Genomic DNA, 14,775 nt, shown 5'->3' with positions numbered 1-14,775 from the left:
GTGCGGCCCTGCGGTATCAGGCGGTTCCGGCCTTGTAGCCGACACCGCGGACGGTCACGACGACCTCGGGGTGCTCGGGGTCCTTCTCGATCTTGGCGCGCAGGCGCTGGACGTGGACGTTGACCAGGCGGGTGTCCGCCGCGTGGCGGTAGCCCCACACCTGCTCCAGCAGGACCTCGCGGGTGAAGACCTGGCGCGGCTTGCGGGCCAGGGCGACCAGGAGGTCGAACTCCAGGGGGGTGAGGCTGATCTGCTCGCCGTCGCGGCGCACGGCGTGCCCGGCGACGTCGATGGTGATGTCACCGATCTGGAGGACCTCGGGAGCGGGCTCCTCGGTGCGGCGCAGCCGCACGCGGACCCTGGCCACCAGCTCCTTGGGCTTGAACGGCTTGACGATGTAGTCGTCGGCCCCCGACTCCAGGCCCAGGACGACGTCGATGGTGTCGCTCTTGGCGGTGAGCATGACGATGGGCACGCCCGACTCCGCGCGGATCTGGCGGCACACGTCGATCCCGTCGGCCCCGGGCAGCATCAGGTCGAGGAGGACCAGGTCGGGCTTGGTTTCGCGGAAGGCCTCCAGGGCCTTGTCCCCGTCATGCACGAACGAGGGCTCGAATCCCTCACCCCGCAGCACGATGCCCAGCATCTCGGCGAGGGCGAGGTCATCGTCGACAACCAGTACACGTCCCTTCATGTGTGTGTCCGGCGCCGGGCGTCAGCACCGCCTCGCGGGCGGATTTCGCGGCGCCTACTCCTCTCTCTGGAACACTCAAGCGGCGTAAACGGTCGGTGCGCCCTTGCTCCCCGACGCAAGGAACTGCTTTGTCCCCCCAACCTTGCCACCTTCGGGCGGGGTTGGGAGAGTGGTCGATGCATTTCGCTCCGTGCGGACCGATTTCGACCACCGGCGGTGTCGGCCCTGGCTGCGCCGGTCCGAAAACCTTCGCGACTTGGCCTGTTGGTAACAGAAAGCATACAAAAGGAATGAAGTGCGTCGGTTGTTGCTGGACGTGCGCCAGGGCCGCCGGGCACTGGTGGAACCGGCCGGTAGGTTGGATTCCAACACGGTAGAAATCGCGCGGATCCGCTCGCGCAGCGTAACCGAACACCACGGAGGGCGGAGCACATGACCCAGGAGGACGACCACCGGGACACGTCGGGAAGCAGCCCCGGCGCCCCTGGCGAGGGCGGTTCCTCCGGGGGTGCACCTTCGGAGCCGGGCGGCTGGGCCGCCCCCGGGAGCGGGCCGTCCGCTCCCGGTCCCCCCGCGGGCGGACCGGCGGCCCCGTCCGGTCCGCAGGAGCGGCCGGGCCTCGCGGCGCCGGGTCCGGGCGGGCCCGCCCACGGGGACGTGCCGCGGCAGGACCCGTACGGGGCGCCCGGCTCCGGACCGCAGTCGTACGGGCAGCAGGGCTACGACGCCCCGCCCGGACACGGACAGCAGGGCTACGGCCCCCCGCCCGGCTACGGGCCCCGGGGTTACGCGCCCCGGCCCGGGTACGGACAGCAGGGCCACGGGCCCCACCCCGGGTACGGTCCCCAGGGCCACGGACAGCCGGGGTACGGCCAGCCGCCCGGATACGGTCCGCAGGGGCACGGTCCGCAGGGGTACGCGCCCCAGCCCGGATACGGCGCGCCCCTCCCCCCCGGGGTCCCCCGGGCGCCCAAGCCCGGTGTCGTCCCGCTCCGCCCCCTGACCCTCGGCGACGTCTTCAACGGCGCGTTCAGCCTCATCCGGAGCAACCCGAGGACCACGGTCGGCCTCTCCCTGGTCGTCATGGCCGTCGCCGCCGTGCTGACCTCGCTGGCCTCGGCCTGGTACCTGGACGACTACACGGCCTGGATGGACGAGGTCCTCGTCGATCCGGCGGCCGTCGACCCGAACGCCCCGCTGTTCCCCGGCTCCCCGCTGACCTTCGTCCTGATGTTCGCGGGCGAGCTCATCGTCTACCTCGGCGGATTCGTCCTCCTGGGCCTGCTCGCCGCCGCCATCGGCATGGCCGTGCTCGGGCACCGCCTCACGCCCCGCCAGGCGTGGGAGGCCGCCCGCGGCCGGATCGGCGCCATCATCGGCCTCGCGCTCGTCAAGCTGGCCATCCAGTTCGTCATGTGGACCGCCTTCGTGGTGGCGACGACCCTCTCGTTCGTGCTCGGCGTCGTCGTGGGCGTCGAGGGGGGGCCGGCCGCCGGCATCGTCGTCGGCCTCCTGGTGTTCCTGCTGGCCACCGCCGTCGTCGTGGCGCCGAGCACGTGGATCTGGGTCCGGCTCTACTACGCCATGCCGATGATCGTGCTCGAACGCCTCGGCCCGGGACAGGCCATGGCCCGCTCCTGGCGCCTGTCCCAGGGGCAGTGGTGGCGCACGTGCGGCTACTGGCTGCTGACGCTGGTGATCGTCCTCCTCGTCGGCTCGATCCTCAACATGCCGTTCGGCATCGCCGCCGGGATGTTCACCTTCATCGACGCGACCGCGACCTGGACCGTCGTCGCCTCCGCCGCCCTCACCTACGTGGGCACGGTGCTGGTCTACGCGGTCACCCAGCCCTTCTCGGCCGGCGTCACCACCCTGCTCTACGTCGACCTGCGCATGCGCCGCGAGGGCCTCGACCTGAAGCTGCACGAGGCGGCCCGGGCCGGCTACGAGGCCGGGCCGGAGATCTACCTGCCGGAGCCGCGGACGTGAGCCTCCACCTCTCGGCCGCCGGCGAGGTCAGCCGGGACGAGGGCCGCAGGCGCGCCGTCGAGGAGCTGAGCGACCCCCTGTACGGGGCGCAGGAGCCGAGCCTCCTCGACCGCTTCCTCGACTGGCTCTCCGGCCTCATCGACGGGCTCGCCGAGGCGGGCTCCGGGGTCATCGGGGGCTGGGCGGTACTCGCCCCGCTCCTGCTCGTCGTCGCCGCCCTGGCGGTCTGGCTGATCGTCTGGCTGCGGCCCTCGCGGAGCCGCGCCGCCGGACCGCCCGTGCACGAGGGCGCGGTCCTGTCCGCGACCGACCACCGGGCCGCCTCCGACCGCCACGAGGCCGCGGGCGAGTACGCCGCGGCCGTCGCCGAGCGCCTGCGCGCCATCAGCGTCGACCTCGAGGACCGGGTGATCGTCGCACCGCGCGCCGGGCGCACGGCCACGGAACTGGCCGCCGAGGCCTCCGTGCTGCTGCCCGGCGAGGCGGACGGACTGCGCGAGGGCGCCCGGATCTTCAACGACGTGGCCTACGGCGACCGCTCCGCGACCGCCGCATCGGCGCGGACCATGCGCGAACTGGACACGCGGCTCAGGGCCGCCCGCCCCGCCGAGGAGGCGCGAGGATGACGGCCACAGCCCCCGCCGCGCCGCCCCGGACCGGCGCCCCCGGGGACGGCGGCCCGGACGCCCCGCGCGCACTCCGCCTGTGGCGTTCCGCGCGCGCGCCCGTCGCCGTGGTCACCGCCCTGGTCGTCGTCTCGGTGCTGCTCTCCCTGGGTACCGAGCGGTTCCCCACCGGCTACCTGGAACCCGGCTCCGTGTCCCCCGACGGCACACGCGCCCTGGTCGAGGTCCTGGGCGAGGACCGCGACGTCGACGTCGTCCGCTCCTCGGCCGCCGCGGGCGAGGCCGTCGCGCGGGCCGGCGACGCCGTGCTCGTGGTGACCCTCGACCACCGGCTGCTGCCCTCCGAACTGGAGGAGCTGGCCGCCCTCGACACGGACGCCGTCCTGGTGCAGCCCTCCGTGGCCTCCCTCGCGGCGTTCGCGCCCGGGGTCGAGGTGACCGGGCGGGAGGTGCCCGACAACATCCTGGAGTACGGTTTCGCCCCCGAGTGCGATCTCCCCGCCGCGGAGGCCGCGGGGAACGCCACCGTCGGCGGCGAGCTCTACACGGCTCCGGCGGGGGCCGACGCCACCGGGTGCTACCCGGGCGGGAGCGGCGACGCCCTCCTCCGCGTGGAGGACGGCGGGACGGCCACCACCGTCCTCGGCACGGGGACCCCCCTGACCAACACCGCCCTCGACACCGGGGGCAACGCCGCGCTCGCGATGAACCTCATGGCCGCGGACGACGTGGTGTGGCTCCGCCCCGACCCGCCGCGGCAGGAGGGCAGCGCCACCCTGTGGGAGCTCGTGCCGCCGGGCCTGCGCTGGTCCCTGGTCCCCCTGGTCGCCACCCTGCTGCTCCTCGCCCTGTGGCGGGGCCGCCGGATGGGCGCCCTCGTGCCCGAGGCCCTCCCCGTCGTCGTGCGCGCCTCGGAGACCACGGAGGGGCGCGCCGGGCTGTACCAGGCGCGCAAGGCGCGGGACAGGGCCGCGTACGCCCTGCGTTCGGGCTTCCTGGAGCGCACGGTGCCCAAGCTCGGCCTCAGCGCGGAGACGGCGCCGGAGGCGGTCGTGGAGACCGTCGCCGCCAGGACCGGGGACGACCCCGGCCACCTGCGCGCCCTCCTCTACCCGGACGGCCGCGACCCCTACGCGGCCGACGACGACGCGCTCGTCCGGCTCGCCGACGAGCTCGACGAGCGCACCCGGAGGCTGAGGTGACCCCCGCGGCGCCCCGCCGGGCGCCCTCCCCCCGCCACGACACAGTGAACGACCAGGTATCGAGAGAGGTAGACGGCACGTGAGCGCCTTCACACCCGAGGCACCGCCATCCGCCGACGAGGCACGCGCGGCGCTGGTCGCCCTGCGCCGCGAGGTGGCCAAGGCGGTCGTGGGCCAGGACGAGACGGTGACCGGCCTGGTCGTGGCACTGCTGTGCCGCGGCCACGTCCTGATGGAGGGTGTGCCCGGCGTCGCCAAGACGCTGCTGGTGCGCACCCTCTCCGCGGCCCTGTCCCTGGACCACAAGCGGGTGCAGTTCACGCCCGACCTGATGCCGGGCGACGTGACGGGCTCGCTCGTCTACGACCAGCACACCGCGAAGTTCGAGTTCCTCAAGGGGCCGGTCTTCACCAACCTGCTGCTGGCCGACGAGATCAACCGGACCCCGCCCAAGACCCAGGCCTCGCTGCTGGAGGCCATGGAGGAGCGGCAGGTGACGGTGGAGGGCAGCCCGGTCGCGCTGCCGGACCCGTTCATGGTGGCGGCCACCCAGAACCCGGTGGAGTACGAGGGCACCTACCCGCTGCCCGAGGCACAGCTGGACCGGTTCCTGCTCAAGGTCACCGTCCCGCTGCCCGAACGGGCCGCCGAGGTGGAGATGCTGGGCCGGCACGCGGCCGGTTTCGACCCGGGCGACCTGGCCGCCGCCGGGGTGGTCCCGGTGGCGGGCGCCGCCGAACTGCGGGCGGCCCGCGAGGCCGTGCAGCGGGTGCGGATCGCGCCCGAGGTGCTCGGCTACATCGTCGACCTGTGCAGGGCCACGCGGCACTCGCCGTCCCTGCAGCTGGGCGCGTCCCCCCGCGGCGCCACGGCGCTGCTGCGCACCAGCCGCGCGTGGGCGTGGCTGTCGGGCCGCGACTACGTGATCCCCGACGACGTGAAGGCCCTCGCCAAGGGCACGCTGCGGCACCGGATCGCCCTGCGCCCGGAGGCCGAGCTGGAGGGCGCGACCACCGACGGAATCCTGGACGGTGTGCTCGCCTCCGTCCCGGTACCGCGCTGATGGTGGTCACCGGCAGGGCGGTCCTGCTGGCGTTCCTCGCGACGGTCGCGGTGGCGCTGTCCGGCCTGGTCGGCGCCTGGGCCGCCGTCGCGGCCCTGGCGCTGCTGGCGCTGCTGCTCGTCGCCGACGTGTGCCTCGCCGCGAGCCCGGCGGCGCTGCGGCTCTCCCGGGACGGGGACTCCTCGCTGCGCCTGGGCGACTCCGCTGAGGTGCACGTGACCCTCGCCAACCCGACCCGGCGCAGGCTGCGCGGTTCGGTGCGGGACGCGTGGCCGCCGAGCTCGCACGCGGCGCCGCGCAGGCAGCCGGTCCGGGTGGACGCGGGCGAGAGGCGCCGGGTGACGACGACCCTGACCCCGGGTCGGCGCGGTGACGCCCGGGCCGCCGGGGTGACCGTGCGCACGATCGGTCCGCTGGGACTGGCGGGCAGGCAGCGGACGCTGACCGCGCCGTGGACCGTGCGGACCCTGCCGCCGTTCCACAGCCGGCGCCACCTGCCCGGCAAGCTCTCGCGGCTGCGCGAGCTGGAGGGCCAGCACACGGCTATGGTGCGCGGGCAGGGCAGCGAGTTCGACTCGTTGCGCGACTACGTGCCCGGCGACGACGTGCGGTCGATCGACTGGCGGGCCACCGCCCGCAACGACGGCGTGGTGGTGCGGACGTGGCGCCCCGAGCGGGACCGGCGCATCCTCATCGTGCTGGACACGGGGCGCACCTCGGCGGGCCGGGTGGGCGACACCCCGCGGCTGGACCACGCCATGGACGCCGCCCTGCTGCTGGCCGCGCTGGCGGGCCGGGCGGGCGACCGGGTGGACTTCATGGCCTACGACCGGCGCACGCGCGCCCAGGTGCGGTCGTCCGGCAAGGGCAGCCAGGTGAACCGGATCGTGGAGGCCATGGCCCCGCTGGAGGCGGAGCTGGTGGAGTCCGATCCGGCCGGGCTCGTCGGAACCGTCCTGGGCACCCAGGGGCGGTCCAGGCGGCTCGTGGTACTGCTCACCGACCTGAACGCGGCGGCGCTGGAGGAGGGGCTCCTGCCGAGGCTGCCCCTGCTGACGTCGCGCCACCTGCTGCTGGTCGCGGCCGTCCGGGACCCCGCGGTCGACGGGATGGCGGGGGAACGCGGCGGCGCCGACGCCCTGTACCGCGCCGCGGCGGCCGAGCGGACGCTGAGCGAGCGGCGGCGGGTGACCGCCGAGCTGCGCCGGTTGGGCGTGGAGGTGGTCGACGCCGACCCCGAGCACATCGCTCCCGCGCTCGCGGACGCGTACATCAACCTCAAGGCGCAGGGGCGGCTGTAGGGCCCGGATTTGTGACCGTGGTGCCCGTCCGGGGCCGTCGTCCGCTTCACGGGACGGCCTCAGGACGGGCACCATGGCCGTATGCCCCTCTCCCCCGGAGCCGCCGACGGCTCGTGCGACGACAGGTCCGCCAACGCCTTCCGGGGCGACGTCCACGGCCAGCTGGTGCAGGCCCGCGACATCCACGGCGGAGTCACGATCCACGCGTCGCAGGCACCTTCCCCGCCCCCGCCCCTGACCGACGTGTCGCTGGACGCCCCGCGCCCGGCGACCGCCGTGCGCGGTCGCGACGGGCTGCTGGCGGTCCTGGGCCGGGAGATGCGGGCCGGCGCCCCGGTCCCCCACGTGCTCACCGGCCCCGGCGGGTTCGGCAAGACCACGGTCGCGGCGGCGCTGGCCGAACGGGCGCGGGCCGAGGGGTGGACGGTGTTCTGGCTGCGGCCGGGGGACGTGGCGGCGGGCATGGTCGAGGCCGCCGTGGAGGCGGGCGGCCCGAGGCGGGAGGCCGAACGGGTGGGGTCCGCCCGGTACCAGGCCCTCCGATGGGCGTGGCGGCACCTGGACGCGGCGCCCAGGCCCTGGCTGCTGGTGATCGACAACGCCGACCGGCCGGAGGAACTCGACCCGGAGAACCGCCCCGGTGACCAGCTGGGGTGGATGCGGTCGAGCCCGGGAGGGTTCGTCCTGGTGACCAGCCGGGTGGACGACCCCCTGCTGTGGTCCCCCGCGCGGGTGCACCGGGTGGGTGAGCTGGACGCCCCCGCGGCGGCCGCCGCGCTGGCCGACCACGCGGGCCTCGCGGAGCTCGCCGGGGCGGAGGAGCTGGCGGGGCGGCTGGGAGGGGTGCCGCTGGCCCTGTCCCTGGCCGGGCGCATCCTCGCCACGCACGGCGTGCTGTTCCCCGACGCGCACGCCCTGCTGGACGGGCTGCGCGAGGACGTCGGCGCGCTGGACGGGCTGGCCGCGCCCTTCGTCCCCGTCGCCGACGCGGACCGCGGGCTGCTGTCGGGCGTGTGGGAGCTGTCCCTGCGGCTGGTCGCGGAGAGGGAGCCGAAGGCCGCGCCGCTGCTGCGGATCCTGGCCGTCCTGGGCTCCGGCGCGGAGCCCGTCCCCCTGCGCAGACTGCCGCTCTCCGAGCTCGCCGGGGGCGTTCTCGGGCCGCTGGACGAGGCCTCGTTCGCCCGCTCGGTCAACGCCCTCGTCGTCCACGGCCTGGTCACCGTGGAGCGGCGGGAGGCGCAGGCCTTCCTGCGCCTGCACCCCCTGGTGGCGGAGACCGTCCGGGCCGGTCTCACCGGGAGCGACCTCCCCCTGGTCGAACTCGCCGAACGGCTGCTCGACCACCGACGGCACAGGGACCTCCGGTTCGAGCTCCAGGCCCTCATGGCGATCGTCTCCCTCCGCGTCCGCGTGCACCCCGCCGACGAGGACGCCGTCACGGCACGCGTCAGAGCCTTGACGGCCACGTCCACGGCCGTGCACGCGGAGGCGTTCCGGACCGTCGTGTCGCTCTGCGGCACCCTCCTGCGCCTCGGCCGTCCCGAGGACGCGGAGGCCGCCCTCGCCCCCGTCGTGGCCGCCGCGGAGGAACAGCTCGGCCGGGCCCACCCCACCGCGCTCCCGGCCCGCCACCTGCTCGCCGAGGCCCGGCTGGGCCAGGGCCGCGTGGACGAGGCCGGGCGGTCCTTCCGGGAGCTGCACGCGGACCGGGCCGAGGCCCTGGGGCCCGAGCACCCCGACACCCTGGACACCGCCTACCAGCTCGGCCTGATCGCGATCCGCCGCGAGCGCTGGGACGAGGCCGGGGAGATCCTGTCGGAGGTGGGGGAGGCGCGCCTCCGGACGGCAGGGGAGGAGGATCCGCTGTTCCTGTTCGCCGCCCAGAACCTCGCCTACGTGGCCATGCGGCTCGGGGACCCCGCCGAGGCGGAGAGCGGGTTCCGCCGTGTGCACCGCGTGCGCGAACGCGTGCTGGGGGCCGGACACCACCTCACCACGGACGCGGCCTTCTACGTGGGCCGTGCCGCGCAGGAACGCGGGCAGCCCGCCGAGGCGCTCAGGATCTTCACCGACGTCCTCCGGAACTGGGAGGAGCAGCTGGGGAAGGACCACCCGCAGGTGGAGACGGTCAGAGGGCGCATCGCGGAGGTCGCGGGGTCCGACGCGGGGACGCCCTCCTAGGACGTGTTCCGCGGGTCGTTCCGGACCCGCGTCCGCCGGGCCGCCTCGCGCCGCACCGACCGCGCCCGGGCATCCGGCCCCGGACCGGCCCCCGCCGCCCGTCCCGCGGAAGAGGGCCCTGCGACCGCTCTCGGCGACCGGCGCGAGCGCCGAGCCCGCCGGGAGCACGCGCGGACCGCGCCCCGGGCGACCTCAGCCGCCCGTCGCCGACCGCACCAGGACGACCCACGCGGGGGCCGCCAGGCCGAGCACGGCGCCCTCCCTGTGCGCGGAGTCCCGCACGCGGACGACGCGCGCCGAGACGGCGACCTCCACGCAACAGGTCTCGGCGGCGCTGTGGGAGCTGGTGAACCACGCGGGCACGGCGGGCGCCTCGCCCGGGTACCGGCTTGCCCGGACGCCGCCGTGCGGGCCGCGCCGGGGGGTGTCGGTGTCCATGCCCCGATCGTCGCACGGGCGTCCCGGCGGTGCCAGGGTCTCAGGCCACCGGGACGGCCTGCGGGGCGTTCCTGATGTCGCCGGTCTCGCCCTCCAGGTAAGCCCTGCGGCCCACCGTGAACACGTAGAGCACGAACAGCGCCTCGGCGACCACGCCGATGCCGATCCTCTGCCAGGTGACGTGCACCCAGCCGGTCACGAAGCCCTCGATCAGGCCCGAGACGAACAGCACGACCACCAGGCCCAGCACCACGGCGATGGCGGCGCGGGCCTCCTCGCCCAGGGCGCGCATGCGGGTGCGGTCCCCAGGGGAGATGATCGTCCAGCCGAGCTTGAGACCCACTCCCCCGGCCACGAACACGGCCGTCATCTCCAGCAGGCCGTGCGGGAGGATCAGCCCGAAGAACACGTCGCCGCGCCCGTGGGCGATCATCATGCCCGCCGCCATGCCGATGTTGACCCCGTTCATGGCCAGCACCGCGATGGTGGGCAGGCCGAACGCCACCCCGAAGATGATCGCCTGGGCGGCCACCCACGCGTTGTTCGTCCACACCTGGGCGGCGAACGAGCCCGCGGGGTTCTCGACGTAGTAGTTGGCGAAGTCGTGCTCGACGTACCGGGCCATCGACTCCGGGGTGCCGAGGGCGTGGAGCACGTCGGGGTCGTTGACGATCCACGCGGCCGTGACCGCGGCGACCGCGACCGTGCCCGCGGACGTCCCGATCCACCACCACCGGAGCCGGTACAGCACCGCCGGGAACACCCGGGTGAAGAAGCCCCCGACGTCCCGCCACGCGGACGCGTGGGCGCCGGTCACCGCCGACCGGGCGCGCGCCACCAGTGCCGACAGCCTGCCGACGAGGGCCGGGTCCTGGCCGGAGGAGCGCACGACCGACAGGTGGGTGGACACCCTCTGGTAGAGCTCGACGAGTTCGTCGATCTCCTCACCGTCCAGCGAACGGCGCCTGCGCGCCAGCTCGTCCAGCCGTTCCCAGTCCCGGGCGTGCACCGCGGCGAACACGTCGATATCCACGCATGGGACCCTATCGGTTCGGCCCGGGGCGGTGCCTGCGAGGCGAACCCGCCGTCCCATGTGGCGGGTAATGTCATGGGGACGGTTTCAGACAGCCCTGAGGGAGCGTGTGCTGGTGTCCTATCCCGGCAACGGTGACACCCGCGGCGACGTGTACGGCGTGACACCACTGGTCACCGGTGACGCGGTGGTGCTCGACCTGCGTCCGGCGGGCTTCGCCACGAGGGCCGCGGCCCTGGCCATCGACGTCATCGTCCAGATCATCGCGCTGATCGCGCTCGGCATCCTGACGTCGTGGATCGGCACCGGCATCGACGCGGCGGCGACGGCCGCGGTCTCGCTGGCGGGTCTCGTCCTGGTCCTGGTCGGCTACCCGACCGTCTTCGAGACGGTCTCGCGCGGGCGCTCGCTCGGGAAGATGGCGCTGGGCCTGCGGGTGGTCGGCACCGACGGCTCGCCCGAGCGGTTCCGTCAGGCGCTGGCGCGCGGACTGGCGTCGTTCGTGGAGATCTGGATGACGACGGGCACGGTCGCGCTCATCACGTCGATGGTCAACCGGGACGGCCGCCGGGTGGGAGACTTCGTCGCCGGGACCATGGTGGTGGAGGAGCGCGGCGGCAGCCGCCGTGACGAGGTCGTCCCCATGCCGCAGCACCTGGCCGGGTGGGCGGCGGGCGTCGAGCTGTCCCGCCTGTCCGCGGAGACGGCGGCCGCCGCCCGCCAGTACGTGCTCCGCTACGGCGAGCTGGCCGAGCACACCCGCCACGAGATGGGGATCAGGCTGGCCGACGCCGTCGCCGCGCAGGTCAGCCCGCCTCCTCCGCCCGGCACCACCCCTCCGTACTTCCTGGCCGCCGTGCTCGCCGAGCGCCGCCGGCGCCACGAGGCCGCCGCGCAGCCGCCCGACCACGCGCAGCAGCCCCCGCAGGGGTATCCGGGGCGGCCGGACGGCCACGCGCAGCAGTACGGCGGGTTCGGACAGGCCCCGGGCCATCCGCACCGGCCGGGGTACACGCAGCAGTACGGCGGCCACCCTCAGCAGTACGGCGGCCACCCGCAGGCGGGGCCCCCGCAGGGCGGCCCGTACCCCCACCGCTGACGGGCCCGGGCGCGCCGCGGCTCCGGGGCCGCGGCGCACCGGGGGCTCAGGGCCGCCAGGAGCGCAGGTAGTCCTCCTGGCCCGGGGTGAGCGAGTCGATCCGCACCCCGAGCGAGGCCAGTTCCAGCCGGGCCACCTCCGTGTCGATGCCCGCGGGCACCTCCAGCACGCCCGGCCCCATGTCGGCGTGGTTCGCCGCCAGCCACTCCGTGGTCAGGGCCTGCACCGCGAACGACATGTCCATGACGGCCGCGGGGTGGCCCTCGGCGGCGCCGAGGTTGACCAGGCGCCCCTCCGACAGGAGCAGGACGCGGCGCCCGTCCGCGAACACGTACTCCTCGGCCTGGTCGCGGACCCCGCGGTCGACCGCGACGGCCAGCCGCTCCAGGGCGGCCAGGTCGATCTCCAGGTCGAAGTGGCCCGAATTGGCGAGGATGGCGCCGTCCTTCATCCGCTCCAGGTGCTCGGCCCGGACCACGTCGCGGTTCCCCGTGACGGTGACGAACACGTCACCGACCGGGGCGGCCTCCTCCATCGTCGTGACGGTGTAGCCCTGCATGACCGCGTCCAGGGCCTTGACCGGGTCGACCTCGGTGACGACCACCCTGGCGCCCATGCCGCGGGCCCGCTCCGCGAGCCCCCGCCCGCAGTAGCCGAACCCGGCGACCACGACCGTGCGCCCGGCGAGCAGTGCGTTGGTCGCCCGCAGGATGCCGTCGATGGTGGACTGGCCGGTGCCGTACCGGTTGTCGAACATGCGCTTGGTGGCGGTGTCGTTGACCGCCACCATCGGCAGGCGCAGCTCGCCCTCGGCGCTCATCCTGCGCAGCCTGATGACGCCGGTGGTGGTCTGCTCGCAGCCGCCCAGCACGCCCTCCAGCAGGTCGGGCCGGTCCGCGTGCGCGGTGTTGACCAGGTCGCACCCGTCGTCCAGGATCAGGTGCGGACGCGTCTCCAGGACCGTCACCAGGTTTCGGTCGTAGGATGCCGGATCCATCCCGGCCCACGCGTAGACCGAAACACCGTACTCGGCGACCAGGGCCGCCGCGGTGTCGTCCTGGGTGGACAGCGGGTTGGACGCCGCCAGCGCCACCTCGGCGCCGCCCGCGCGCAGGGCGCGCAGCAGGTTCGCGGTCTCGGCCGTCACGTGCAGGCACGCGGCCACGCGCAGCCCCTCCAGGGGGCGCTCCGACGCGAAGCGCTCGCGCACGCTGCGCAGCACCGGCATCGAGTGCTCCGCCCAGTCCACGCGGCGGATCCCGGCACGGGCCAGGCCGAGGTCGGCCACCTCGTGCGCGGTGTCGGTCATGTGCTCACCAGAGTCCCTTCGCCGGTCCGGTCCCCGTTCCCGCCCGGGGCCGGAACGGGCCGCGGGCGCCGCCGGGGGTCCCGGCGGCGCCCGGTCGTCCGGCCTCCCGGCCGGCGCCCGGCACCAGGTCGTGTTTTTGTGGATTCTTCCGGGCTCGCGTCCACCGGGCTGCCTCTCGCCGCGCCTCTGCGCTCGTGAGGCACAACCAGGCCGAACTTCGCACATCGGCTTGCGAGAGATGGCCCGGACGGCCGCTCGCCGACCCGAAATCCTCCAAAAACACTCCCTAGTAGCGGTAGTGGTCGGCCTTGTACGGGCCGGCGACGTCCACCCCGATGTAGGCGGCCTGCTCCTTGGTGAGCGTGGTCAGCTTGACGCCGAGGGCGTCCAGGTGCAGGCGGGCGACCTTCTCGTCCAGGATCTTCGGCAGCGTGTACACGCCGATCGGGTACTCGTCGGGCTTGGTGAACAGCTCGATCTGCGCGATGACCTGGTTCGTGAAGCTGTTGGACATCACGAAGCTGGGGTGGCCGGTGGCGTTGCCCAGGTTGAGCAGGCGGCCCTCGGACAGCACCAGGACGGACTTGCCGTCGGGGAGGGTCCACTCGTGGACCTGCGGCTTGATCTCCTTCTTCACGATGCCGGGGACCCTCGCCAGGCCGGCCATGTCGATCTCGTTGTCGAAGTGGCCGACGTTGCCGATGATCGCCTGGTGCTTCATGCGGGTGATCTGGTCGGCCATGATGACGTTGAAGTTGCCGGTGGTGGTGATGAAGATGTCACCGGTCTCCAGCACGTCCTCCAGAGTGGTCACCTGGAATCCGTCCATGGCGGCCTGGAGGGCGTTGATCGGGTCGATCTCGGTGATGATGACGCGGGCGCCCTGGCCGCGCAGCGCCTCGGCCGCGCCCTTGCCGACGTCGCCGTAGCCGCAGACCACGGCGACCTTGCCGCCGATGAGCACGTCGGTGGCGCGCATGATGCCGTCCGGCAGCGAGTGGCGGATGCCGTACTTGTTGTCGAACTTGCTCTTGGTGACGGAGTCGTTGACGTTGATCGCCGGGAAGGCGAGGGTGCCGTCACGCTGCATCTCGTACAGGCGGAGCACACCGGTGGTGGTCTCCTCGGTGACACCCTTGATGCCCTCGGCGATCCCGGTCCACTTGGCGGGGTCCTCGGCCAGGCTCCTCTGGAGCAGGGACAGGACGACCGCGAACTCCTCGCTCTCCGCCGTGGAGGGGTCGGGGACGGACCCGAGCGACTCGAAACCGGCGCCCTTGAGGACGAGCATGGTGGCGTCGCCGCCGTCGTCCAGGATCATGTTGGGACCGTCGGCGCCGGGCCAGGTCAGCGCCTGCTCCGTGCACCACCAGTACTCCTCCAGAGTCTCGCCCTTCCAGGCGAAGACCGGGACTCCCCTGGGGTCCTCGGGGGTGCCGTCGGGGCCGACGACGACCGCCGCCGCGGCGTGGTCCTGGGTGGAGAAGATGTTGCAGCTGACCCAGCGGACCTCGGCGCCCAGGGCGACGAGGGTCTCGATGAGGACCGCGGTCTGCACCGTCATGTGCAGCGAGCCCATGATGCGGGCCCCGCTCAGCGGCTTGCTGTCCCCGTACTCGGCGCGGGTGGCCATGAGACCGGGCATCTCGTGCTCGGCGAGTCGGATCTCGTCGCGGCCGAAGGAAGCCAGGGAAAGATCGGCGACCTTGAAGTCGAAAGCCATGCGTTCCTCACTCGTGGTGGTCGTTGCGACCACGATTCTAGGCCCGCAGGCCCGGCACCAGCACAAAGCTGACAAAGTCCTGTCAGATTCGCGCCGACCGGTGGCGGCGTTCGGTTA

The 14,775-nt window shown here is 74.0% G+C and carries 12 protein-coding genes; 7 read left to right on the top strand and 5 right to left on the bottom strand.

Annotated features, from left to right (window positions below; genetic code table 11):
- Positions 1–16: 16 nt before the first annotated feature.
- Entirely contained in the window at positions 17–694 is a 678-nt protein-coding gene (gene mtrA, locus ACQPYD_RS05130) for an MtrAB system response regulator MtrA (RefSeq protein WP_017570965.1), read from the bottom strand.
- A gap of 657 nt (positions 695–1,351) precedes the next feature.
- Between mtrA and ACQPYD_RS05125 the strand changes: the two genes are divergently transcribed.
- The 6 genes from ACQPYD_RS05125 (at position 1,352) to ACQPYD_RS05100 (ending at position 9,056) form a co-directional block, all read left to right on the top strand.
- Positions 1,352–2,683, top strand: a complete 1,332-nt coding sequence (locus ACQPYD_RS05125; RefSeq protein WP_433699988.1) for a glycerophosphoryl diester phosphodiesterase membrane domain-containing protein — start codon at positions 1,352–1,354, stop codon at positions 2,681–2,683.
- Positions 2,680–3,309 carry a DUF4129 domain-containing protein gene (locus ACQPYD_RS05120; RefSeq protein ID WP_433699987.1) on the top strand — a complete coding sequence of 210 codons (630 nt, stop codon included), beginning with the start codon at positions 2,680–2,682 and terminating at the stop codon, positions 3,307–3,309. Before ACQPYD_RS05125 ends, ACQPYD_RS05120 begins: the two co-directional genes overlap by 4 nt.
- Positions 3,306–4,511 carry a DUF4350 domain-containing protein gene (locus ACQPYD_RS05115; RefSeq protein WP_433699986.1) on the top strand — a complete coding sequence of 402 codons (1,206 nt, stop codon included), beginning with the start codon at positions 3,306–3,308 and terminating at the stop codon, positions 4,509–4,511. Before ACQPYD_RS05120 ends, ACQPYD_RS05115 begins: the two co-directional genes overlap by 4 nt.
- 79 nt (positions 4,512–4,590) lie before the next feature.
- Positions 4,591–5,574 (top strand): AAA family ATPase, encoded by a 984-nt coding sequence (locus ACQPYD_RS05110; protein ID WP_267948310.1) that lies wholly within the window; start codon positions 4,591–4,593, stop codon positions 5,572–5,574.
- Positions 5,574–6,875, top strand: a complete 1,302-nt coding sequence (locus tag ACQPYD_RS05105; RefSeq protein ID WP_433699985.1) for a DUF58 domain-containing protein — start codon at positions 5,574–5,576, stop codon at positions 6,873–6,875. Before ACQPYD_RS05110 ends, ACQPYD_RS05105 begins: the two co-directional genes overlap by 1 nt.
- 81 nt (positions 6,876–6,956) lie before the next feature.
- A complete protein-coding gene (locus ACQPYD_RS05100; RefSeq protein WP_433699984.1) occupies positions 6,957–9,056 on the top strand; it encodes a tetratricopeptide repeat protein in 2,100 nt (699 codons plus the stop codon).
- A gap of 192 nt (positions 9,057–9,248) precedes the next feature.
- Here the strand turns inward: ACQPYD_RS05100 and ACQPYD_RS05095 are convergent, their stop codons facing one another.
- Both ACQPYD_RS05095 and ACQPYD_RS05090 read right to left on the bottom strand, forming a co-directional pair.
- The gene (locus ACQPYD_RS05095; RefSeq protein WP_433699983.1) at positions 9,249–9,494 is read right to left on the bottom strand and encodes a DUF397 domain-containing protein; all 246 of its coding nucleotides are present in this window, start codon (positions 9,492–9,494) and stop codon (positions 9,249–9,251) included.
- Positions 9,495–9,534: 40 nt separating this feature from the next.
- Positions 9,535–10,527, bottom strand: coding sequence for a stage II sporulation protein M (locus ACQPYD_RS05090; RefSeq protein WP_433699982.1), 993 nt, complete (start codon positions 10,525–10,527; stop codon positions 9,535–9,537).
- Positions 10,528–10,636: 109 nt separating this feature from the next.
- Here ACQPYD_RS05090 and ACQPYD_RS05085 point away from each other — a divergent pair, with 109 nt between their 5' ends.
- On the top strand, positions 10,637–11,626 hold the full coding sequence (locus ACQPYD_RS05085; protein WP_433699981.1) for an RDD family protein: 990 nt from the start codon (positions 10,637–10,639) through the stop codon (positions 11,624–11,626).
- Positions 11,627–11,672: 46 nt separating this feature from the next.
- On the opposite strand, the gene ahcY (ACQPYD_RS05080) is transcribed toward ACQPYD_RS05085, so the two are convergent.
- Both ahcY (ACQPYD_RS05080) and ahcY (ACQPYD_RS05075) read right to left on the bottom strand, forming a co-directional pair.
- Entirely contained in the window at positions 11,673–12,935 is a 1,263-nt protein-coding gene (ahcY, locus tag ACQPYD_RS05080) for an adenosylhomocysteinase (protein WP_267948304.1), read from the bottom strand.
- 286 nt (positions 12,936–13,221) lie between these two features.
- The gene (gene ahcY, locus ACQPYD_RS05075; protein WP_267948303.1) at positions 13,222–14,658 is read right to left on the bottom strand and encodes an adenosylhomocysteinase; all 1,437 of its coding nucleotides are present in this window, start codon (positions 14,656–14,658) and stop codon (positions 13,222–13,224) included.
- Positions 14,659–14,775: the final 117 nt, after the last annotated feature.

This window comes from Nocardiopsis sp. CA-288880, assembly GCF_050955985.1.
GTDB lineage: Bacteria > Actinomycetota > Actinomycetes > Streptosporangiales > Streptosporangiaceae > Nocardiopsis > Nocardiopsis tropica.
This window is presented reverse-complemented; position numbering and strand designations above follow the sequence as displayed.